At 64.7% G+C, this 15266-nt stretch carries 15 protein-coding genes; 6 read left to right on the top strand and 9 right to left on the bottom strand.

Translation table 11 applies throughout. From position 1 onward, the window contains the following. Nucleotides 1-182 precede the first annotated feature (182 nt). Nucleotides 183-1370, top strand: a complete 1188-nt coding sequence (locus IVB28_RS24265; protein WP_247529556.1) for a CoA transferase — start codon at nt 183-185, stop codon at nt 1368-1370. On the opposite strand, the gene IVB28_RS24260 is transcribed toward IVB28_RS24265, so the two are convergent. Beyond that, nucleotides 1367-2089 (bottom strand): DUF72 domain-containing protein, encoded by a 723-nt coding sequence (locus IVB28_RS24260; protein ID WP_247529555.1) that lies wholly within the window; start codon nt 2087-2089, stop codon nt 1367-1369. The genes IVB28_RS24265 and IVB28_RS24260 overlap by 4 nt on opposite strands. 92 nt (nt 2090-2181) lie before the next feature. Between IVB28_RS24260 and IVB28_RS24255 the strand changes: the two genes are divergently transcribed. Beyond that, nucleotides 2182-2397, top strand: coding sequence for a hypothetical protein (locus tag IVB28_RS24255; RefSeq protein ID WP_247529554.1), 216 nt, complete (start codon nt 2182-2184; stop codon nt 2395-2397). Between the two features lie 102 nt (nt 2398-2499). Here the strand turns inward: IVB28_RS24255 and IVB28_RS24250 are convergent, their stop codons facing one another. The 4 genes from IVB28_RS24250 to IVB28_RS24235 all read right to left on the bottom strand — a co-directional run bounded on the left by IVB28_RS24250 (nt 2500) and on the right by IVB28_RS24235 (nt 7455). Further along, the gene (locus IVB28_RS24250) at nt 2500-3648 is read right to left on the bottom strand and encodes an amidohydrolase (protein ID WP_247529553.1); all 1149 of its coding nucleotides are present in this window, start codon (nt 3646-3648) and stop codon (nt 2500-2502) included. A 141-nt stretch (nt 3649-3789) separates the two neighbouring features. Next, complete coding sequence (locus IVB28_RS24245; RefSeq protein ID WP_247529551.1) at nt 3790-4878, bottom strand: mandelate racemase/muconate lactonizing enzyme family protein; 1089 nt, start codon at nt 4876-4878, stop codon at nt 3790-3792. A 39-nt stretch (nt 4879-4917) separates the two neighbouring features. Continuing rightward, on the bottom strand, nt 4918-6111 hold the full coding sequence (locus IVB28_RS24240) for a M20/M25/M40 family metallo-hydrolase (RefSeq protein ID WP_247529549.1): 1194 nt from the start codon (nt 6109-6111) through the stop codon (nt 4918-4920). 96 nt (nt 6112-6207) lie between these two features. Next, entirely contained in the window at nt 6208-7455 is a 1248-nt protein-coding gene (locus tag IVB28_RS24235) for an MFS transporter (RefSeq protein ID WP_247529547.1), read from the bottom strand. A 303-nt stretch (nt 7456-7758) separates the two neighbouring features. Here IVB28_RS24235 and IVB28_RS24230 point away from each other — a divergent pair, with 303 nt between their 5' ends. Further along, entirely contained in the window at nt 7759-9177 is a 1419-nt protein-coding gene (locus IVB28_RS24230) for a TAXI family TRAP transporter solute-binding subunit (RefSeq protein WP_247529544.1), read from the top strand. A gap of 642 nt (nt 9178-9819) precedes the next feature. After that, nucleotides 9820-10002 (top strand): hypothetical protein, encoded by a 183-nt coding sequence (locus IVB28_RS24225; RefSeq protein ID WP_247529543.1) that lies wholly within the window; start codon nt 9820-9822, stop codon nt 10000-10002. Nucleotides 10003-10079: 77 nt separating this feature from the next. Here the strand turns inward: IVB28_RS24225 and IVB28_RS24220 are convergent, their stop codons facing one another. Continuing rightward, on the bottom strand, nt 10080-10421 hold the full coding sequence (locus tag IVB28_RS24220; RefSeq protein ID WP_247529541.1) for an HGGxSTG domain-containing protein: 342 nt from the start codon (nt 10419-10421) through the stop codon (nt 10080-10082). Beyond that, the gene (locus tag IVB28_RS24215; protein ID WP_247529539.1) at nt 10418-11074 is read right to left on the bottom strand and encodes a hypothetical protein; all 657 of its coding nucleotides are present in this window, start codon (nt 11072-11074) and stop codon (nt 10418-10420) included. Before IVB28_RS24215 ends, IVB28_RS24220 begins: the two co-directional genes overlap by 4 nt. Before the next feature lie 447 nt (nt 11075-11521). On the opposite strand from IVB28_RS24215, the gene IVB28_RS24210 reads away from it, so the two are divergent. Further along, on the top strand, nt 11522-12505 hold the full coding sequence (locus IVB28_RS24210) for a tripartite tricarboxylate transporter substrate binding protein (protein WP_247529537.1): 984 nt from the start codon (nt 11522-11524) through the stop codon (nt 12503-12505). A 33-nt stretch (nt 12506-12538) separates the two neighbouring features. Here IVB28_RS24210 and IVB28_RS24205 read toward each other — a convergent pair whose 3' ends face one another. Beyond that, a complete protein-coding gene (locus IVB28_RS24205; RefSeq protein ID WP_247529535.1) occupies nt 12539-13000 on the bottom strand; it encodes an NUDIX domain-containing protein in 462 nt (153 codons plus the stop codon). 107 nt (nt 13001-13107) lie between these two features. Here IVB28_RS24205 and IVB28_RS24200 point away from each other — a divergent pair, with 107 nt between their 5' ends. Then, complete coding sequence (locus IVB28_RS24200; RefSeq protein WP_247529534.1) at nt 13108-14235, top strand: DUF1236 domain-containing protein; 1128 nt, start codon at nt 13108-13110, stop codon at nt 14233-14235. A gap of 44 nt (nt 14236-14279) precedes the next feature. Here IVB28_RS24200 and IVB28_RS24195 read toward each other — a convergent pair whose 3' ends face one another. Continuing rightward, nucleotides 14280-15242: a lytic transglycosylase domain-containing protein gene (locus IVB28_RS24195; protein WP_247529533.1), complete on the bottom strand. Its 963-nt coding sequence runs from the start codon at nt 15240-15242 to the stop codon at nt 14280-14282. Nucleotides 15243-15266: the final 24 nt, after the last annotated feature.

Raw genomic sequence — 15266 nt, 5'->3', positions numbered from 1 at the left:
CGGACTCCGAATCCTCTCAGCAGTTTCGTTTCGCCGAACACGCGGGCCCGGCACCATCAAAACTTAGGACTGGCCGCATTGACTTCAAGCCCGGCGCTTCAGCTCTCCAGTCCGGTCCCACGTCCCACCTTGCCGTGGCAGCCGTTCCCTGTAATCTCTCCAAAACATCAGGGATGGGATCGATGCGGGGAGTTCTGGAGGGCGTGCGCGTCCTCGATTTCGGGCGCTACATTGCGGGCCCCTATTGCGCGACCCTGCTGGCCGAATTCGGCGCCGAGGTCATCCGCGTTGAAAAGCGCGACGGCAGCGAGGATCGCTTCGTGGCGCCGGTGGGCGAAGGCGGCGAAGGCGCGCTGTTCCTCCAGGTCAATCGCAACAAGAAGAGCGTCACGCTCGATCCGATGAAGCCGGAAGGGCAGGAGGTGATGCGCCGCCTGGTTGCGACCGCGGACGTCGTCGTCGCCAATCTGCCGCCGCAGACCCTGCGCGCGATGAAGCTCGACTACGAGTCGCTCAAGGCGATCAGGCCTGACATCATCCTGACGACGGCAACCGCATTCGGCGGGCCGGGGCCGTGGTCCGATCGCGTCGGCTTCGACGGTGTGGGGCAGGTCATGTCGGGGTCGGTCTACATGACGGGCACCGGGGATCCGCCGTACCGCGCCGCGGTGAACTGGGTCGATTTCGGCACCGCGCTGCATTGCGCGTTCGGCACGCTCGCCGCACTGATCGAGCGCGGCAGGTCCGGGCGCGGGCAGATCGTCGAGGGTGCGCTGCTCGCGACCGCGCTGTCCTTCACCAATGCGACGCTGATCGAGCAGGCGGTGATCAACGTGAACCGCGTCCCGACAGGCAATCTCGGCCAGACCGCTGCGCCGGCCGACATCTACCGCACGAGGGACGGCTGGGTGCTCTGCCAGGTCACGGGACATCCGCTGTTCAAGCGCTGGGCAAGGCTCATGGGCGAGGAGGAGGTGTGGCTGAACGATCCGCGCTTTGCCGACGATATCAGCCGCGGCAACAACGGCCCCGTCATCAGCGAGCGGATGGCGCGGTGGTGCGCCGAGCGCACCACACAGGAGGCCGTCGATGCACTGGGCGAAGCCATGATCCCGACCGGGCCCGTGCTCTCACCGCAACAGGCGCTGGATCATCCGCACATTCGCGCCGCCGGCTTCATGCAGGACGTCGATTATCCCGGCCTGCCGAAGCCCGCGCCGGTGACGCGTGCCGCCGTCCGCCTGTCGGAAACGCCGGGTGAAATCGTAAGCCGCCCACCGACGCTCGGCGAGCACACCGATCTCGTTCTCGCCGAGCTCGGCTATGATGCGGCTGCGATCGCGGCGCTTCGGCAGGGCGGTGTCATCTAAAGCAACTGCTTCAATGCCTGCGCGTCGGCTGGCGCTGCGCTCTTCTGGTCGTTGTCGAAATAGACATAGACGTCGCAGCCCTGCCGTTTCCAGGATTTGATGCGCTTTGCCCATTGTGCCAGCGTGGCCTTGGTATAGTGCCCGTGATAGCGCCCGCTGGGCCCGTGTCCGCGCACATAGACGAAATCCGCGGTGCGCTTCCAGGGCGCCGGCGCATCGTGATGGTCGGACAGGCAGAGCGAGATGTTCTCGTCCGCCAGCATTCGCAAGATGCGCGGCTGATACCAGCTCGGATGGCGGAATTCGAAGCTGTAACGCCGTTTCCGCGACAACAGCTTGAAGAAGGCGCCGAGGCGGTCGGCGTTCGCCTCGAATTGCGGCGGCAGCTGGAACAGGATCGGGCCGGCCTTGCCGCCGAGCCGCGAGATGCGGTCCTCCAGCAGCTCGAGGCTGTTGACGGAGCGCTCCGACAGGCGCTTCCAGTGCGTGATGAATTTGGACGCCTTCCAGGCGAAGACGAAATCACCGCCGGTCTGCTCGCGCCAGCCTTTGACCGCTTCGGGCGTCGGCGTGCGGTAGAACACGCCGTTCAGCTCCGTCGTGTCGAACTGTCCGGCGTAGTAGCGCAGCTGCTCCTTCAGCGTCACGCCCTCCGGAAAGAACGGGCCACGCCAGGAATCGTAGTGCCAGCCGGAGGTGCCGATCAGAACGCGCGCCATGTTTCACGTGCCATCCGTTGCCATTTGCCGGAAGGAACGTCCGTGCCGCCGATACGTTGCTCGTGAGCTTGATCAACGCAGGACCGGAACCGATGTACGCGCTGTTCGAAGGCAACAAGCAGATCGGCGATCCCTTTCCCACCGAGAAAGAGGTGTGGGAGGCCGCCTTGATCGAGGGGCTGGTGACCGACGTTCCCGTAGCGGACGAGGAGGGCGGCCGGCTTCTCCCGGAGGGATATCACGTCGCGCGCGTCGAGGAGGCTTTCGAGCCCCGGCCGGGCTGGAAGCTGCCGCGCGAGATCTCGTGAGCTAAAGCATGATCCGGAAAAGTGCGCAGCGGTTTTCCGAAAAGATCATGCTTAAACAACAACCTGAAGCGCAATGGCGATTCATCCTGATCGTATCGCGCTTTAGTTCGACGCCAACGCCGCCTTTGCCACTTCGGCCATCCAGCTCGATGCCACCGGCAGGATGGCGTCGTTGAAATCATAGCGTGGGCCGTGCAACTCGGCCCCGTCGCGCAATTCGCCATTGCCGATCCAGACGAAGGCGCCCGGCCGCTGCTGGAGATAGTGGGCAAAATCCTCGCCAGCCATGCTTGGCGCGAGGTCGCGGCGCACCTCGGCCCGGACTTTCGCCGCGGCGATGCGCGCCAGGCCCGCCTCATCAGGCGTGTTGATCACGACGCCGACGCCCATGACAATCTCGGGCCTGACCTTGACGCCAAAACTCGTCGCGATCCCCGCGCAGGTCCGCGCGATCCCGTCGAGGATGACGTCCTTGACGCCGTCGCGGTGGTACCGCAGCGTGCCGCGGATGGTCACGCGTCCGGCGATCTGGTTCGGCGCGGTGCCGCCTTCGATGGTGCAGAGCGAGAGCACGGCGGTGTCGAGCGGATCGACGCTGCGCGAGGTGATCGATTGCAGCGCCACGATCAGATGGCCCGCCGCCACCACCGGATCGCGCGTCAGATGCGGCATGCCGGCGTGACCGGCATGGCCTTCGATGGTGATGGTGACGCGCCCGCCGGACGCCATCACCACGCCGTCATGCACTGCGATGGTGCCGGCGGCAAGGCCCGGCCAGTTGTGAAACCCGAACACCCGATCCATCGGAAAGCGGTCGAATAGTCCGGCCGCGACCATCGCGCGCGAGCCGCCAAAACCTTCCTCCGCCGGCTGGAAGATGAAGTCGACCGTGCCGCTCCAGTCGGTGTCAGCGGCGAGCATCGCGGCGGCGCCGAGCAGCGAGGCCGTGTGTCCGTCATGGCCGCAGGCATGCATCACGCCTGACGTCTTGGAGGCGTAGGGCAGGCCAGTGTCTTCGGTGATCGGCAGCGCGTCCATGTCGGCGCGCAGTCCGACGCGGCCCTGGGCAGACCCTCGCGTCAGCGTCGCAACGATGCCGTGGCCGCCGATGCCAGCTTCAAAGGGGATGCCGAGCTCGGTGAGCTTGTCCTGCACGAAGGCGGCTGTGGCTTTCTCCTGGAGCGACAGTTCGGGATGCGCATGCAGGTGCCGGCGCCACTGGGTCAGTTTCTGGTGCAACTCGGGGGTCAAGATGGGCGTCTTTCGATGATTTCTGCCGTCACCATAGCGGATTATCTGGCTGCTGCATCCGCCATGTCAGAACGCCTCGCGTGCGGCAAAGCGGTTCACCACGCCGTCGTGGCCAGGCAAGCCCGGCCATGACGGCCAGCGTTACGTCGCCAGCTTCGCCAGCCCGCTCCAGTCGAAGCTGATGCCGTGGCCGGTCCGATCCGGCGCCAGCGCTTTGCCGTCCTGAAGCTCCAGCGGGTGCTCGATGTACTTGTCCAGCCCGAAGCCGTGCGCCTCCAGATAGGAGCGGTTCGGGCAGGCCGCGAGCAGATGCACGGTGATGTCATGCGCGCCGTGGCTGGTGACGGGCAGGTTGAACGCTTCCGCGAGCCGCGCGATCTTCATGAAGGCGCTGACGCCGCCGCAATTGGTGACGTCGGGCTCGGGATAGGACACCGCGCCGTTGGCGATGTAGTTCTTGAACTCCCACAGCGAGCGCAAATTTTCGCCCGCCGCGATCGGCACACCGCCCTCCTGCATGATGCGGGCATGGCCGGCAACGTCATCGGGGATGATCGGCTCCTCGAGCCAGGTGAGGTCGTAAGGAACGAATGCGCGGGCCGCACGGATGGCTTCCTCGACGGTCCATTTCATGTTGGCATCCGCCATCAGCGGAAAACCATCGCCGAGGTGCTGTCGCATCGCGGAGACTTTCGCGACGTCGGCTTTCAGGTCGGGCCGGCCGACCTTCATCTTGATGGCGCGAAATCCCTTGTCGAGATTGCCGTCGGTCTGCTTGAGCAGCGCATCGACGGAGAGATCAAGATCGATGCCGCCGGCATAGCACGGCACGCGCGCGTCGAAGCCGCCGAGCAACTGGTAGAGTGGCAGCTTGGCGCGCCGCGCCTTCAAATCCCACAGCGCAATGTCGAGCGCGGAGAGCGCCAGCACCACCGGCCCACCCCGGCCGCCATAATGCAGCGCCCACCAGACATGGTGCCAGACGGCTTCGGTGTTGTCGGCCTCGTGGCCCTCGATCAGCGGCGGAATCTCGCGCTTGAGAATGTCGGCGACAGCGCCGCCATTGCGCCCCACCGTGTAGGTGTAGCCGACGCCTTCGGCGCCCTCGGCATCACGGATGCGGCAGGTGATCAGCTCGAACGCCGCGATCTCGCCGTGGGTGGAATCGGAGAGCGTGACGGGGAGGGGGATCCGGTAGAAACCCGTCTCGATATTTGCGATGTGTGGCATGTTTGCTCCCTGCTTTTTCTTTTTGCTTACAAACGCAACTCACCGCATCGTCGCGAGTTGCACGGCCAGCGCGCAGGCCCGATCATACTCATCCAGATTGATCCACTCGTCGATCGTGTGCGCCTCGTTCTGGCCGGCGCCGAATGTCACGGTCGGAATGCCGTGACGAACCATCCAGTTGGCATCCAGGCCGCCATTGGCGGTGCGGACGTTCGGAGTGCCGCCGACTGCTGAGACGGCCTCGACCGCGCGCTTGATGACAGGCTGGCTGTCCTTCATGCGGAACGGATAATAGTCGGTCTCGGCCTTGAACTTGATCTTGCCGGACTTGCCTTGCGCATTGGTGACCTTCTTGGCCGCCTTCTCGAACGCGGCCTTGTAGGCCTTGGTGATTTCCTTGAAGAATTTTCCGTCATGGCTGCGGCATTCGCCGCGCACATGCACGTAGTCGGTGACGACGTTGGTGGCATCGCCCGCCGGGCGGCCTTCGCCGCCGGTGACGGGGCCGACATTGCTGGTGCCTTGCTGCCTTCCCTTCACCACCTTGCCGAACCAGCCGCCGGCCTTCACGTCCGCAAGTGCGAGCGCCATGATCATGGTCGAGGAGATGCCGCGCTCCGGCGCGACGCCGGCATGCGAGGCGCGGCCGAAGATCTCGACGGTCCAGCGGTCGGCGCCGACCGCGCCGATGACGACGTTGGAGGCGGAGCCGCCGTCATAGTTGAACGCCATCACCGGCGAGCCGAGCTCGTCCAGCTTGACGTGGCGCGCGCCATAGAGCCCGCTCTCCTCGCGCACGCAGAACAATAGCGTGATCGGCGGATGATCGAGCTTCTGCCTGGCGAGCTCGGCCGCCAGCGTCACCAGCACGCCGCAGCCGCAGCGGTTGTCGCCGCCGAGCGCGGCCTTGGCTTCGTTGACGATCTTGCGGCCTGATTTCTTCGGCTTGGCACCGGCGCAAAGCGGCACGGTGTCCATATGCGTCATGAACATGATCCGCGGCTGGTTGTGCAGCGCGCCGCGGCCGGGCAGGTCGACGATGAGATTGCCGGTCTCGGTCGGCACCGGAATGCGGCTGTTGGCGTCGTCAAGCCGGATCGCCTTTGCCGGCACGCCGCTCTTCTTCAGCGCGGCCATGAGCTCACGCCCGATCGCCGCCTCCTGTCCGGTCACGCCCTCCACGGCGAGGAAGCGCATGAGGCGGTCGGTGGCGGCTTTGGTGTCGACAGGCATGGAGTTCATTCCTTCAGGCGTAAGATGGGTAGAGCGCAGCGAAACCCATCGACCGCGTGCGAGCTCATAATGAGTTTCGCTGTCGCTCTACCCATCCTACGAACGCGGCGAGGTGTAAGTCAAAAACATCAGTACGCCGAACGCCAGCATCGCGGCCATGAACAGCAGCACGGCCGCCAGCCCGGCGAGCGCCGCAACCGCGCCTGTCACCGACTGCATCAAGGCGGCGCCGAGAAAGAAGGCGAGGTTCACGGCCGCAAGCGCCTTGCCGGTGGTTTGCGCGTCGACCAGCTGACGCGACATGCCGAACAGCAGCGGCTGCGCCGACGTCGCCAGGCCGATGAGAACGAACAGCACGAGGTCGTATTGCGGCGGCATCACCGGCACGCCGAACAGGGCCGACACCGCATAGTGCGGCGCCCCGAGCGCCATCAGCACCACCAGCAGCGCGCCGACCATGTGCGTGCCCGCCACCAGCGCGCGGCGGCGGCCGAGCCTGCGGTCGATCATGCCGATGAGAAGCGGGCCTATGATCATCGCCAGCGTGAATGCGCCGAGCTGGTTGCCGGCCTCCACCCGCGACAGGTCCTTGACCTGCATCAGCCACGGGCCGCCCCACAGGCCGCGCAGCACGAGAGAGGTCGCCAGCGACACCAGCGCCAATGCGATGAGACCGCGCAGGGGGCGCGAGAGGCCGAGCCTGAGTACCTCGATCATCTGCGATAGCGGAGAGGACGCGTCCTTGTGCTCGGCCGGCGGGCTCGGCACCAGCGCGAATACCGCGAGCGCCACCGCGATCCCGCCAAAGGCGGACAGCCAGAACCCGGCGCGCCAGCCGTAAGCATCGACCACGAAGGCGAGCGGGCTTGCCGACAGCAGCATGCCGATATTGCCGATCGAGAGGATCGCGCCCGACCACAGTCCAAACCGCGCCGCCGACAATTGCTTGGCCGCCAGCGTCATCGGGCACATCAGCATGCCCGAGGTGGCAACCCCCAGCATGAACTGCCCGACCGCAAAGCTCGCAGCGCCGGTCGCAAATCCCGAGGCGATGGCGCCGATCACGGTTCCCGCAAGCAGGCTCAGCGACACCGGTCGCACGCCAAACCGGTCCATCGCAGCTCCCACCGGAATCTGCGCCGCGGCAAAGGCGAACGGATAGATCGAGGTGAGGCTCGCCAGCGCCTGCGGCTCGATGCGGAAATCCGCCGCCATAAGATCGAGGCTGACCGCCGGAATGGTGCGCAGCAGGGTGGAGAGCATGTGGCCGCACGCTAGCGCTAGCAGCGCAAAGATCAGCGCGCGAGTGGCGGTGCCCGCGTCGTCGGTGCCGGCGGTCGTCATGAGGCGTCCGTCCCGAGATGATTTTCGGATGGGCGTACATGATGGCAGCGCGGCCGCCAATGGCGGCAGCGGGACCCCCTCATTCCGAATTGTGGCTTCTCTCGATCGCCGTGCTCAAGACCAAAGATAGGCGCCGGCAATCAGGAGGCGTTTGCCAAGTGCTGCCGGCCTTATGGCCCCAGGGCTGGCTGGCGTATTGCAGCCTCAGACGGCGCTTATTAACCAGGACGTCCGCTGGGAAGTTATACCCAGGAAAACGTGGTATCCTGCCAGGCAGGAAGCACCTGCATCTGTTGGCGGCCAATGTCTTCGTCCGAAAGTACAAGTCAGACGACTGGTGACGCGGCCCGCCGAGAGCGGAGAAGGAGCAATTCCTTGCTCTCGGCTCTCGCGGTAGGATTTCTTGTCTTCGGCGCCGCGGCGGGCGCGCTCTATTATGCATTGCGGCCGGACATCCTCCGGATCGCCGTTGGCCCGCCGGGCAGCGACGACTACAAGGTCGTTCAAGCAATGGCAGACGCCTTCGGAAGCGAAAGCCGGAGTATCAGGCTGCTTCCGATCAAAACCGACGGGGCGGTGGAGTCTCTCGCCCTGCTTGGGGCGGGCAAGGCCGACCTCGCCGTCGGCCGCGGCGATCTGGACATGCCCGCCGAGGCGCAGACCGTCGCCGTCGTGCGCAAGAACTTCGCTGTGCTCTGGGCACCGTCTGGACTTGCCGGCAAGGGCTCGAAAAGAAAGCAGTCGCCGAAAATCAAGGAGATCGCCGATCTCGCCGGGAAACGTGTCGGCGTGATCGGGCGGACCCCGGTCAACGCCGCGCTGCTGCGGGTCATCCTGAGCGCCTCCGGGGTGGAGGTCGGGAAGGTCACGGTGACGCATTTTGGCACGGATCAGATCGAAGAACTGGCGCGCGATCCGAGCCTCGATGCATTCATGGCGGTTGGGCCACTTGACAGCAAAATCACGGCGGACGCCGTCGCTGCAACGGCGCGGACCCGGGGCGAGCCGAAGTTTCTCGCCGTCGAGACATCTGAAGCGATCGCCTTGAGGCATCCGCGGTATGAATCCGAGGAAATTCCACCCAGCGTCTTCAACGCGGATCCGGCCTGGCCGGGTGACAAGGTTGAGACGCTCAGCGTGAGCCACCTCATCGTGGCCAGAAAGAGCTTGTCTGAAGCGACGGTCGCCGCATTTTTCCGACAGCTCTTTGCCGTCCGTCAAGCGATTGCCAGGCAGGTTCCCGGCGCCGCACATATCACAAAACCGGACCTCGAGAAGGACACGGAGCTGCCGGTACACCGGGGAGCGGCGGCCGTCATTGACGGCAACGAACGCACCTTTCTCGACCGGTACGGCGACTACTTCTGGTTCGGGCTTCTGCTTCTCTCCGGCGTCGGCTCGGCCGCCGCCTGGTTGCGCCGCTATTTGAACCGCGACGAAAGAGAGGACAACACCAGCCATCGCGCGAGAATTCTGGCGATGGTTTCCAGCGCGCGGGCAGCGGAGTCCAATCAGGAACTTCTTGGCCTGCAGCGTGAGGCCGACCTCATCATCGCCGAAACCCTCGAATGCTACGACGACGGCGCTATCGAGCAAGAGGAACTCGCGGCATTCGGGCTGGTGCTTGACCTCTTGACTAATGCTATCGCGGAGAGACGAGCCGCGTTGCAACCTGCCAGCTTCGAAACCGTTCGAGGCGTGGCAACACTGCCGCGAGGATGACACCGGCGGACCTGCCGCTGTCGATTTGCGCAGCGCGATTGGCCTAGGCAGGACTGATGGCAGGCCGCGTGGATCAACTTACGCTTGTATCCGCGCCCTCGGACCGGGTCGAAGTGTCCCGCCCCGCTTGATCGCGATGATCATCGCACTTTGCTCACTCCGTTCTTAAGCCGCGCGCTTTGGTGAGCATCGGAACAAGTGGGACGCCATCGCGCTTACCCTGGTCAGGAGACCTGCTCATGCTGTGCTCAAGACCGCCACGGGTCATTCGCGCAACGCTCGATCTTGCGAACGCAAGTCAGGTAAAGTCCGTTCGAAAGCGGCTTAAGATCTCCGATGCCGATTTGGTCAGGATCGTCGACAAAATCGGTAACTCTCTGACGGCCATAGAGAAAGAAGTTCAGCTCGAAAAGCTTGAGCTCGATGACCAGTGCGGCGCCAAGGGCGGACTCACGACCCCCGGATAAATCAGTCCTCCCACCGAAAAGGAGCATTGCGATGAACGGCCTGATTTACCTCGTAGGACTAGTCGTTGTGATCGCGGCCATTCTTTCATTCCTTGGCTTGCGTTGACCGCACTCCATTATCAGGGCCGATGCGCACCCCATCGGGTGAAGCTGCTCGCAACTTCGTGGGCATCAAATGGTTGATCTGCACCAGGTAAATACCATCATCGCCACGACTATCTGCGCGTTCTTCAAAGGACATCCCGACGCACAAATCGGGACCGAAGAAGCCAAGCTGCTGGCGAAGCAGATTGCCCAGGCACTGGATGAGGCGGGGCTGCAGAACTCTGCCGTCGATCCGGCGAACCCGCCGCACTAAAGCATGATCCGGAAAAGTGCGCAGCGGTTTTCCGAAAAGAATCATTCTTAAACAACAACCTAAAGCGCGATGGCGATTCATCCTGATCGCATCGCGCTATAGCCCTTCAGGTGGCGAGCCGGCGGTGTGGCCAAGCCTCGATGTTGCAGTGCTTCCATCTCCCCCAGCAGCTTTCCCGCCTCGCCCAGCAGCGTCCGGATCGCCTCTCGCTCCGCGATCCGCTCCCGTGTGAAGGCGCCATGCTTTCGGGCATTGCGATTTCCCGACGGCGCGCCTGATCCCGCGGCGCCGCCGTGCATGCGGCAGCGGAGCTTGCCGCGCAGGGCCGGCGCGCGGCAGGGAAGGCCGCCGCGCGTGCCGGCGCCGCAGCGCGGGCTCGCCGACATCGCGCTCGTGTTGCGGATGTGATCGGCGCTCATGCCGTGGCGTCTTGCATCACCTGGGCCCGGTCGTGTTCGCATTCGCCGGCTTCGCGGAACGGGGCCGTTCCCGCGTCTATCGCGGTGCTCGTGTCGGCGACGCTCACGCTCGCATGCTGCGTGACGTTGCCCACGATTGCCCTGCCGCCATCCTGCACCGACAAATTCTGCACCGTGATCTGACGCTCGCCGTTGCCGCGATGACGGTTCAGGGCCTCCATCTGGGCTGCGAAGGTGCGGGCCAGCCGGGTCAATGCGCGTGTGATGCCTTCCTGCTGCGAGACGTCCTCGGTGAAAGCAAGGCGGCAGGCGGAGCGCATTGTGGCCACGTGAACGGATACCATCTGTGCCGTCAGCATGGCCTCGAGGGAATCCCTGGGTGCGATGCTCTTCATCATCGAGACCATGAAGGCGAGATTGGCTTCATCGGGCTTCTGCAGGATCACACTGGCCTTCATCAATTGCTTGAGGATGCCGTGCAGCGCGTCGCGGTCGACGGCGCCGAGTGCCTCGGCCAGCATCCGTTCGCCGGCCTGCGAGTCGGGATGCTGGATCACGATGCGTCGTCGGGTGAGCTTGAGCCGCGGGCTCGACATGCTGCGATCGTATGCTGCGACGGGCGTCGTGCTGTTGCGTGTCAGGGCTGTCGTCATGTCGATGTCTCCTTGGGCCGTGCAGGCGCGAGGGCTCGCGGTGCGAGGCCGGCCCGCGCACCTGCCGTGCGGCGCTTGCGATTTTTCAGATGTTGATGAGGGGCTTACGCGAATCCGCTTCGTCTCGTCCCATGGACGGGCGAAATAGACGAGGGTTGAATGTCGCGATGGTGCCAATATGCCAGTGTGTTGCCCGACGAGTCAAATTGAATTTCGAAAGTCCGAAATCAATGCGTTGCGTAAGCCCTTGTTTCGACAGGGGCCGGCTACTGTGCATGGGGTTGTTTTCGCGCTTTTGTTTCGGTGCGGCCCGCACCTGCCGTGCGGCGGAATTGCCTCCGCGGAAACGCGATTGCGAAATCCGGCGCGGCCGCTATTCATGATTTCCACACCCGTCGCACCAACAAGCATGCACAAGCGACGCGATGAGGTCTGGGGAGAGAGCCAATGCAACGAACCGCCCGCCTGCTGGCAGTCATCGCCGGATTGTGCGCCTCTGCGCTGTCGACGCAGGCCATCGCACAGAAATACCCGGTGCGGCCGGTCAAGGTCATGGTCGGCTTCAGCGCCGGCGGTCCGGTCGATGTCGTCGCGCGCCTCATCGGTGATCGCTTGGGCAGCAAGCTCGGGCAGCCCTTCGTGGTCGAGAACCGCGCCGGCGCCAACGGCATGATCGCCGCCGAGGGCGTCGCGCGTGCGGAAGGCGACGGCTACACCATGCTCGCCTGCAACTCGTCCACCATCACGCTCAACAAGACGCTGTTCAAGGACATCCGCTACGACCCGCAAGGCGACTTCGCGCCGCTCACCACCGTCGTGTCGGCGCCGCTCGTGCTCGTGGTCAATCCGGAGAATCCCAAGACGGCCGATATCAAGACCATGGCCGATCTCGTCGCCGCTGCAAAGGCCACGCCCGGTGCGCTGGCTTACGGCTCGGGCGGCAACGGCAACCTTGCCCATCTCGCCATGGAGCTGCTCAGCGAGAAGGCCGGGATCAAGATGATCCACGTGCCTTATCGGGGCGGTTCGGCCGCCGAGGTCGGCATTCTCGCGCAGGAGGTGCTGGCGGTGTTCGATCCGCTCTCCGCCGTGCCACTGGTGAAGGCCGGCAAGCTGCGCGCGCTCGCGGTCTCGTCGGCCGACCGGCTGCCGGCGCTGCCCGATGTGCCGACCGTGGCGGAAGCGGGCTACCCCGGCTTCGACATCTCGTTCTGGGTCGGCTTCTTCATGCCGAAGTCGACGCCGGCGCCGATCCTGGAGACGCTGCACCGGGAGATTGTCGCGGCCGCCAAGGATCCGGTGGTCGAGGAGAAGCTCGGCTCGCAGGGTGTGGTCAGCGTGCTCAGCCCGGCCGATTACGCGGCCAAGATCGCGAAGGAGACCAGGGAGCTCGCCGAAGTCGTCGCGGCGGCGAACATCAAGGCGGAGTGAGAGTGGTCGGCGAGCGCAAGCAGGAACGAGGCGCTATTCGCCGCCCGCCAGCTGCTCCAGCCGATCGAGCAGCGGGCGTTGTCCTGCGTTGATCTTGTCCCGCGCCACTTCGAGCGTGAACCAGTCGGCACGATCGACCTCCGGGAAAACTTGCCGTTTTCCGCTCCGTGGCGGCCATTCCATCTCGAACGTATTGCTGCGAACGCTGCGCACGTCGACCTCGAGCTCGGCCGCGAATGCAGTGACGAGCTTGCCGCCGCGCTGCTTGACCTGACCCAGCGCGGTCAGCGGCTGGGACAGCTCAAGCCCAAGCTCTTCGGCGAATTCACGCCGTGCGGCAGTCTCTGCATCTTCTCCCTCCGCATACTCGCCCTTCGGGATCGACCATGCGCCGAGATCCTTGTTGCGCCAAAACGGCCCTCCGGGATGAACGAGGAGAACCTCGAGCGTCCGGCGCTTGCGATAGGCGATGATCCCGGCACTCTTCGATGGCATTGCAGGTTCCGGGCGGAAGCGGTTCGCCTTTCTATCGGGAAAAAGTGGAACCGGCCGTTTTAGGGCAGGTTAGTAGCCAACGTTCATCTGATAAAAGGGAGTGAACCATGATCCGCCTGTTGGCAACCACCGCATTAGGGCTGGTGCTGGCGAACGGCGCCTTTGCGCAATCGCCCAGCACGACCACGAAGCCCGATCAGACACCGCAATCCCAATCAAATTCCACGGCGCCGTCCACCGCTGCGCCGTCTGCGGCTGACAAGCAGCAGACCACATCGCAGCCGCAGCAATCACCGGCGACAGGAAACTCGGCCCAGACGACGCAGAGCACCGCGCCCTCATCCGGGGCTGCCAATTCCGGATCCGGCACATCCAACAATGCCGCCAACAGCACGGACAATTCGCGGCCGCAGAGCGGAACGGCAAGCTCGAACACGGCCGGCAACCCGCCCACGACCCAGCAGAGCACCAATCCCCCGCCGGCGAACACGAACCAGGCGCAGGATCGGTCCAATCCGCCGCCGGCCAACAGCAATCAGGCCCAGCAGGCGCCCGCTGCATCCGGAACCAACCAGGCTCAGCAGGCGCCGAATGCGCCCGTCAGCAATCAGGCCCAGGGCGAGCGTACCGGGACCAATTCACAGGCGGCCGCCCAGACCGACGTCAACCTCAACCGGCAGCAGGAGACCAGGATCAGCACCTCGATCTCGCGCCTGAATGTCCGGCCCGTGACCAGCGTTAATTTCTCGCTGAATGTCGGCACCGTGGTGCCGCGCGACGTACAGCTCTCGACACTGCCGCCAGACGTCGTCGAGATCGTGCCGCAATATCGCGGCTACAGCTTTGCGCTGGTGAAGGATCAGGTCGTCGTGGTCGATCCGGCCACGTACAAGATCGTGACGGTGCTGCCGTATTCGGGGCAATCCACCGCGACAACGACGACGACCACGCGCGAGCGCAGTGCCAGCAAGTTCTCCGATCGCGATCGCGACGTGATCCGCAGGCACGCGAAGACCCGCACCGAAGAGCGCAGCGAGGCGCGGACCACCGGGACTACGGCACGCACCGGTATCCGCGTCGGCGACCGTGTGCCCGAGAGCGTGGAGGTGGAGGAATTCCCGAGCACGGTCTATCGGGACGCGCCTGACTTGCGGGAATACCGCTACATCCACCGCGACAGCCGGACCTACGTCATTGAACCCGGCGAGCGTCGCGTGATCGAGGAGATCGACTAGCGGGAATAGATGTCGGAGCCACTCAAGCGGGTGGCTCCGAACATTTAACCCGACGGCCGTTCGCGTGATGCGAGGCGAACGGCGCGGGCCTTCGCGCTCTTGCCGGCCGCGCGCGCCGCGATCATGCTGTGTGCCTTGCCATGGGGCGTGGCATTCTTCCGAAGCATAATCGCGAACCGCTTGCGCGCGCGGTTCGTCGGTTGGCGCGCAGCGAGCTGTTCGGCCTTGCGAATGATGCTGGCGGCCGAGGGCGTCAGGTTGACCGGAACCCAGGCCACGTCCTTTGTCTTGGAGAGACTGCCAAAACCTTCGCAGGGCGCTTCGCGCGGCAGGTCGATCCGGATCGCAAGCGCCTCGGAGCGCTCGGTCCAGTCCTCGGCCCTGGTGCCGGTGATGATGCGGACATAGTCGCGCGTCTCTCGCGGCAGCTCGCTCTCTCTGGAAAGCCACTTCTGAATGCGGCCGGGGCCGGCATTATATGCTGCCGCCGCCAGACCGAGATTGCCGAAATCATCGCGCAGCTTGCGCAGGAACTTCGCCGATGCCGGCAGCGCCTTCATCGGATCGAAGGGATCGTCGAGCCCGACTTCGGCGGCGGTTCCGGGCATGAACTGCGCCACGCCCTGCGCGCCGGCGTGGCTGACCTCGTTGGATTTGAAGCGGCTCTCCTGCCACAGCAGGCGAGCAAAGAAGGGCACGGGAATGCCACTGGCCTCGGCAGCCGCGCGAAGCGCGCGGCAGAATTTGTCCGTCGGTGAAACCGGCCCCTCGGCGACAGGTTCGGCCGCGCGCGGCGGCTCGATGGTTTCCTCATAAGCCGCGCGTGCGTTGGCGAGCTCGATGGCCTGCACGCTGGCAAGGAAGAGCTCGACCACAGGAACAAGTGACGAGGCATGAGTGTTCTTGAGAACGGCGGTTTCGATAGTTGATGTTTGCCGCGATGCCGACGGATCGAGGTCGCACATCAGAATCAGGAACGCGGCGCAAGCCGCGACGACGAATCGCATTTGCTGGGACAACCTCGAACGGTG

This window comes from Bradyrhizobium sp. 199 (assembly GCF_023073355.1).
In the GTDB taxonomy this organism is placed as follows: domain Bacteria; phylum Pseudomonadota; class Alphaproteobacteria; order Rhizobiales; family Xanthobacteraceae; genus Bradyrhizobium.
This window is presented reverse-complemented; position numbering and strand designations above follow the sequence as displayed.